Origin of the sequence: Clostridium sp. K04 (genome assembly GCF_019734375.1) — a bacterium.
Classification (GTDB): Bacteria; Bacillota; Clostridia; order Clostridiales; family Clostridiaceae; genus Clostridium; species Clostridium saudiense.
Genome location: NZ_JAASHD010000070.1, coordinates 1 through 6,991, shown reverse-complemented (window position 1 = coordinate 6,991; position 6,991 = coordinate 1). Strand labels below are relative to the sequence as shown.

Below are 6,991 nucleotides of genomic sequence, written 5' to 3'. Positions count from 1 at the left end.
ATAAGTTTTAGTTTGCAAATTTTCCATAGAAGATTTGCTCCGTAAAGGACATCTTTAAAGGTGTCCTTTTATGATATAATGATTAAGTAAACTAAAACTTAAATACATTTAAAGGAGAAATAGTATATGGAAAAAGAAATATTAGAAATTTTGAAGTCTATTCAATTAGATATTAAAGGGTTAAAAGATGAAGTTAAAGACTTAAAAGAGGGTCAAAAAATAATTGAAAAGAAGCTTGATGGAGTTGTAGAGCAAACTGCTGATTTAGTAGAGTTTAGAAATGAGATATTAAATAAAGTTGATGGAATAAGAGAAGATCTATCGACTGTTGAATTAGTTACGGCTAATAATTATAAAGATATTGCAAAGTTAAAAGCAGTAAAATAGAAAAAATGAAAAATTGAAATTTCATGATGTCTATGAAATTTCAATTTTTTTTATTTTTTAATAGATGAATTTAAATTGAATTTTGTTATTAAATTAATTATTGAACAATAGTTAGAAAAATGTTATCATTAAGTTAATAAATTAATTAATTAACGGAGTGAGTATTTATGGCCAGAAAAACTATTAAAGGATTAGAAGAAATTATTGTAGATTTAGAAAAGCGTTTAAATGAATATAAGGATATAATTAATGCTAGGAATAAACAAATAGAGCAGATGGAGAATATCACTGATGATAGTTTTGAAAATAGTCCAACGTATAGGCAAATGGATAAGCAGATAGACTATTTAAAAACTGTTATAAAAGGGCATGAAATAAGTATTAAAGATAAAAAAGATACTATTAAAAAGAATAGGAATACTATCCAAGAGCTGTTTAAAGAAAATGAAGGGTTAAAGAGTGAAAATAACCAATTAAAAGGAGAGATAAATAATTTAAAAGCAGAAATAGAACAACATAGAGGAATTGTAAAAAGGCTAGAAATTTCAATTGAAAACCCAAACAACGGTGTTAATAAATTAAAAAATGAACGTGGGGCTGGAAGAAAAGAAATGTTTACTGAGGAGCAAAAGGCTAGAGTAAAAATGTTAAGATTACAAGGAAAAAGTTACAGAGCTATTGCTAAAGATATGAATTGTAGTGTTGCTACTGTTCATAAAATAATTAACGAACAAAAATGTTAATAAATTAATTAAATAACATTTGTTTGCTAATTAATTTATTAACATAAATATAAATAATTAAAGGGGAAAAAATACGATTTTACGTTAAAGTTTACTAGAGCTAAACTTATAGTGGTGTTTTTACCCCTTACAAATGGCTTAAAACCGTAAAATTTAAAATATAAAAATAAAAAAACTGCGTAGAAGCTTAATTCTACGCAGTTTTTTATTATCAGTATATAAACAATTTATTTGATACATAGCATTAATATATATGATTGATTATTAAAAATAATAAAAGTATAAAAAATAATTTGACGAAAAATGTTACAAAAAATTATATATGAAAAGTAAAATTTTAGCTGGAGCAATTGCATTAGCTCTTATGTTAACACCTACTGTTGCATCTTATGCATCAGAAAATATTAATGATAAGGAAGTATACTTAGAGTGCGATGACTGTATTAAAGATAATGATATAGAAATAACTCTATGTGAAGAACATGCTAAAGAATTAAATAATAATGATTTAGCACGTTGCGGTGGAGATGTTGGATTAGCTACAGGCCCTAATGGTAATGTAGTGAGCAGTCCTGTTAGAAGTTGGTATGATGCTCCTTTATATCCTAATTTAGGAAATTATTATTTTACTACTAGACAAAAAGTTGGTACAAATACACATAGTATGGTTGGTATATGGAATAATAGATCTTCTTCAAACTATGTTACAGCTTGGATTGAAGATGGAAGTGGTAAGAACATAACTCAAAATAGTTGGCAAAATTTAAACACCCAATATACTAATTATTATTATCAAATTAATACTCCAGGAGCTTACTATAAGCAATCTGTAAGACTTGGAATAGAAAGTCATAAGGCTATGACTTATACAGGATATTGTGATGGAGTTGTAGATTACCATTAATAATATTTTTTAAGGATTAGAAATAGAGTATTTTCTTAAGTGTAAAGAAAATACTCCTATTTTATTATTAAGATATAGTTGATTGATATTTTTAGCTCATAAGGCTTTGTTATATCATGTCATTAGATTTATAAATAATATTAATTTATAGGGAGATTTTATGAAGGAGAAGTTAGACGATATTAAATTGTTAAATTTAATAAAATTAAATATTATTAATTGTTTTAGTAGCAAAAAATTTAAATTAATATTTATGATATTATTATTTTTACCTTTATTACAATTTTATTTATCATGTTTTAAGTTTTATGGAGTAACTAATTTTAATGTAATGCCATCTTATAATATGGGAATTATTAATGGAGTATTTTTTAGGAAAATAATAAAATTATATATCATGACATTACCTTTAGTATCCTCATTATTATGCTCTGATTGTTATTATAATGATAAAAAGAATAATTTACATAAATATATTATTGCAAAATGTGGTAGGGATATATACTTTATTTCTAAGGTGTCAACAGTAATAATATTAACTTTTTTTACAGTTTTTTTTGCTCTATTATTAAATGAAATATTGATTTATATAGCATTTGGAAATATAGGAGTATTAGGAACTAGTTACAAAAAAATAGATAATGAAAATTTTATTTTTTCAAACTTAAAAAATTTATATCCATATTCATATATTTTAATTGTAATTTTAATAAATTCAATAGTTGCTTCTATTATGGCAACAATATCATTTTCTCTTAGTATACTTACTAAATATAATATTTTAACTATTAATGTTACAGTATTCATTTTTTACATTATTCATTGTATTTTATTTGAAGCTTTTGGATTGAATGACTTTCTAATTCAAAACTATCAATTCGGATTAGGAAATAATAATTTATTATTTTTAACAATATTAATTTTAATATATGCCAATATTGTTTTATTTAGAAAATACAAGAGTAAAGATTTTTTATGATATAGGAGGAATTATGAATTTACACTTTAAAAATATTTGTAGAAGTAAGGTTTTTATTATATCTCTTATTTCGATTATATTTATAGAATTTATTTCTACAAAGTCTACACGGGAAGTTGAAGCCACAACTAACTTGAATTTTTATTTTTCTGGAATAAGTGTGTTTTATGCATATGGAATTGTTATTTCTTGTTTTATAGCATTAAAATACAATTTATTAAAAATATTTGAAAATAAATCAATACTTATTAAAAGTAAAAGTGTATGTAATTGGTTCAAATATATAGATATTAATTCTAATATTTTGATTATGATTACTATTGCTTCATTTTGTTTACCACCAACTATTATTGGAATAGTTTATAGAGGCATTTATATTAAAGAAATTTTAGTTATTTCATTTTCTATAATAGTACAAATAATGGGATTAATGATTATTGATCAAATATTTAATTTTATATATATAAATAAATTAAATAAAACATATTCAGCTTTATTAACATTAGCTTTAGTAATATTACCAGAATATATATCTAAATATTTAATTAAGTTTAATACTATAACAGATTTAGTTTTTATTGATCCTAATAATATTTATAATTTAAAGTACATAACGTATGTAAGTATATTAAATATAATTTTTATATCAATAATAAAAGTTATAAATAAAAAACTTATAGATTCTATAAATAAAAAAGATATAAAATTTTAAAATAAATAATCTTTGATAGGAGTTAATAATGAGTTATATAAAAACAATTAATTTAAAAAAGAAAATAGATAATGATATATTACTTAAAAATATTAATGTAAATATAGAAAAAGGTAAAGTATATGGATTTTGGGGAAAGAATGGTTCAGGGAAAACGTTACTTTTTAAAACAATTTGTGGGTTAGTAAAACCTACCGAAGGTAAAATATATATAAAAAATAAAGAGCTAGGAAAAGATATTGAGTTTCCTGATTCTTGTGGAATATTAATAGATGGACCAGGTTATTGGCCAAATAGGACAGCATTTGATAATCTTAAATTATTATTAGAGATGAATAAAAATAATTTATCAGATAATGAAATAAACTCTTTATTTAAAGAGATTGGATTGGATGAATATAAAAATAAAAAAATAAAAGAGTTTTCATTGGGGTTTAGACAACGTTTCGGAATTTGCCAAGCTATTGTAGGGAATCCAGAGCTAATAATTTTAGATGAACCATTTAATGCAATTGATGAAGAGTCTATAAGTGAAATTAGTAATATTTTAATATCCCAAAGAAATAACGGAGCAACTATATTAATTTCGAGTCATGATAAGGATGAATTGAGGTCTATATGTGATTATGTTTATATGTTAAAAAATGGGGAAGTTATTGATTTATTAAAAATAGATGAGTTTTAAGGAGTAAATATGCAATTTATTAAAAATAAAAAATTTACTGTTTTAATATTTTTATTTATTATATTAAGTTTTATTATAGCAATATTAACAAGAATATCAATAAATGAAGAAAGTAATTTATCAGAAGTATTACAGAAACTTAATAATTATCCATTTTACCCTAATTATGAGGAGGATATTAAAATGGAAAGTTTTAAAGAGCTTCAGGAAGAGAGTGATATTATAGCTATAGTAACACCTACAGGTGATAGTGTTATTTTAGGAGATTCAGTTATAACTAAAGTAAAAGTTGATAATATACTTAAAGGAGAATGTGAAGAGTATTTAAATATTATTGAACCAGTATCATTATTTTATGAAAATGTTGAAGAAGGTAATTTAAGTTATGTATCAAGTATAAATGGATATAATTTTATGAAGCAAAACAAAGAGTATATAGTATTATTAAATAAAGCGAATAATGTAGATTATTCAGATGAATTATATGTTTACCATAATGTATATTTAGGAAAGTTTCCTAAAGCATATAAAGATATATCTTATAAAATATATGATGATATTGATATATATAAAACGATAAATTCGTATGAGCAAGTATTTGATAATATTGAGGCAGTGAACTACTATAAAGACATATATAATCAAATTATATTTGAGTATAAAATAAATTAAAAGGTTTCAAAAATTTTTGAAACCTTTTTTATATTAAATAACTCTATAAGTATATAAGAATTAATAGGAGGATTAAGTTTATGGAGGGAATAATATATCAGTATGACAATATAAAAACTATAAACTTAAATGAATATGACTTAATTGTTAAATCAATTAATAGTGATTATGATTCATTTGCAAATTTAATGAAACTTCATAAAAGGCATTTATATCAAATGGCATATATCCATACACGTGACAAAGATATGGCATTAGATATAATTCAGGAGACTACAATTGTTGCATTTAAAAATATAAAATCATTAAAAGAACCATTAGCATTCAAAAAGTGGATAACTAGAATATTGGTTAATATTACTATTAGTGAGTTAAAAAAAAGAAAAAAAGTAATACATATAGATAATTATGATGTTATCAATAATGATGATATATTTATTAATAATAAATCGATAAACATTGATGAGAAACTTGATTTATATAATGCGGTTGATTTACTGAAAAATAATTATAAAACAATAATTATAATGAAATACTTTAATGATTTAACAATTAAAGAAATAGGATATACATTAAATTTATCAGAGAATACTGTAAAAACAAATCTAAAGAGAGCAAAAGAAGCTTTATTCAAAATTTTAAAGGAGGGATATTTAAATGATTAATAGAGATTTAGATAAAATAGAGATTCCTGATAATATAGATGAATTTATAGATAAAGGTATAAATAAATTAAAAAGGGAGAAGGAGAAAAAGGTGAAGAAGCATTATTTAAAAGTTTGTAGTATGATTGCAATACTATCTATATTTATAATAGGAGCATTTTTTAATTCTAATTTAGCGAGTGCAAGTGAAGGAAATGCATTTGAAAGTATATTTAAGTATTTTGAAACTAAGTTATTATCGAATTCAAAAATATCTGATATTGAAACAAACGTAAATCAAACTATTAATTCTAATAATATAAACATTACTATTGAAAGTGTGGCTTGTGATGATAATTATATAAGTATTTCATATAAAGTTTTAAATAAGGATACATTTAACATAAAAGAAAGTGATATTCATAAAGTATCATTACAGGGTCAGATAAAATATACGGATTCAGAAAGCAGTATTTCCACTTTTACGGATAATTTTTCATTTATTGATGAAAATACTTTGCTTATAGTGGAAAAATATAGAATAAGTGATTTGTTTAATGGTGCAATACCAGTTGATGAATTTAATTTAGAAGTAAAATTAAACTCTATTGAAATAATTATGGTTGATGAAATAGATTCAACTAATAAAACAAAAGAATATAATGGAAGCTGGGAGTTTGAAGTTCCCGTAAAGAAGGATTTATCAGAAAGTAAAAATATAGATATAAAAAATATAATAACAGATGGTACATCAATAGAAGATATAGAACTTACACCATATGAATTAAAAATTACAGTAAAACGTGATAAAAATCTTCCAAAAGCAATAGTCACTTTTAAAGATAATAATGGAAATGAAATAGAAAACATATCAGGACATAGAATAAATGATGAAACTATAATACAAACATTAAATCTTCCTAATGTTAATGCAGAATATTTAGTAGGTTATATTAAGTATGTTGATGAAATTCATAATGATACTTGTATTAGTTGTAATGATGATAATACACATTCTCATGAGATAGAAATGGAAGAAAAAATATATTTAAATAACTGATAATAGCAATATTTTTATGTAGTAGTTTATGTGTGGGGGTAATGCTACAAGTTATAAGAGAGTTGAATATTTAACTCTCTTTTTTATTTTATATGATATTAAATTTTATTATAAATTTAATATACAGTATGAGACTGTAGATAATTTTGTGTAATATAGTTTCTTATAAATCAAATATTACTGGAAATTTTGATTTCCAGTAATA

Annotated in this window: 9 protein-coding genes; all 9 read left to right on the top strand. The window is 22.6% G+C overall.

Going from position 1 to position 6,991, the window contains the following annotated elements; translation table 11 throughout:
• Nucleotides 1-126: 126 nt before the first annotated feature.
• Nucleotides 127-387: a plasmid stabilization protein gene (locus HCG70_RS16920; RefSeq protein ID WP_221698061.1), complete on the top strand. Its 261-nt coding sequence runs from the start codon at nt 127-129 to the stop codon at nt 385-387.
• A gap of 167 nt (nt 388-554) precedes the next feature.
• Nucleotides 555-1,130, top strand: a complete 576-nt coding sequence (locus HCG70_RS16915) for a helix-turn-helix domain-containing protein (RefSeq protein WP_221698060.1) — start codon at nt 555-557, stop codon at nt 1,128-1,130.
• Nucleotides 1,131-1,452: 322 nt separating this feature from the next.
• A complete protein-coding gene (locus HCG70_RS16910) occupies nt 1,453-2,034 on the top strand; it encodes a hypothetical protein (protein ID WP_221698059.1) in 582 nt (193 codons plus the stop codon).
• A gap of 160 nt (nt 2,035-2,194) precedes the next feature.
• Nucleotides 2,195-3,013 carry a hypothetical protein gene (locus tag HCG70_RS16905; RefSeq protein WP_221698058.1) on the top strand — a complete coding sequence of 273 codons (819 nt, stop codon included), beginning with the start codon at nt 2,195-2,197 and terminating at the stop codon, nt 3,011-3,013.
• A gap of 13 nt (nt 3,014-3,026) precedes the next feature.
• Nucleotides 3,027-3,725 (top strand): hypothetical protein, encoded by a 699-nt coding sequence (locus HCG70_RS16900; RefSeq protein WP_221698057.1) that lies wholly within the window; start codon nt 3,027-3,029, stop codon nt 3,723-3,725.
• Nucleotides 3,726-3,753: 28 nt separating this feature from the next.
• Nucleotides 3,754-4,410 (top strand): ATP-binding cassette domain-containing protein, encoded by a 657-nt coding sequence (locus tag HCG70_RS16895; protein WP_221698056.1) that lies wholly within the window; start codon nt 3,754-3,756, stop codon nt 4,408-4,410.
• Nucleotides 4,411-4,419: 9 nt separating this feature from the next.
• Nucleotides 4,420-5,082, top strand: coding sequence for a hypothetical protein (locus tag HCG70_RS16890; RefSeq protein ID WP_221698055.1), 663 nt, complete (start codon nt 4,420-4,422; stop codon nt 5,080-5,082).
• An 80-nt stretch (nt 5,083-5,162) separates the two neighbouring features.
• Entirely contained in the window at nt 5,163-5,747 is a 585-nt protein-coding gene (locus HCG70_RS16885; RefSeq protein WP_195952661.1) for a sigma-70 family RNA polymerase sigma factor, read from the top strand.
• Entirely contained in the window at nt 5,740-6,786 is a 1,047-nt protein-coding gene (locus HCG70_RS16880; protein WP_221698054.1) for a DUF4179 domain-containing protein, read from the top strand. The genes HCG70_RS16885 and HCG70_RS16880 overlap by 8 nt, the downstream gene beginning before the upstream one ends.
• Nucleotides 6,787-6,991: the final 205 nt, after the last annotated feature.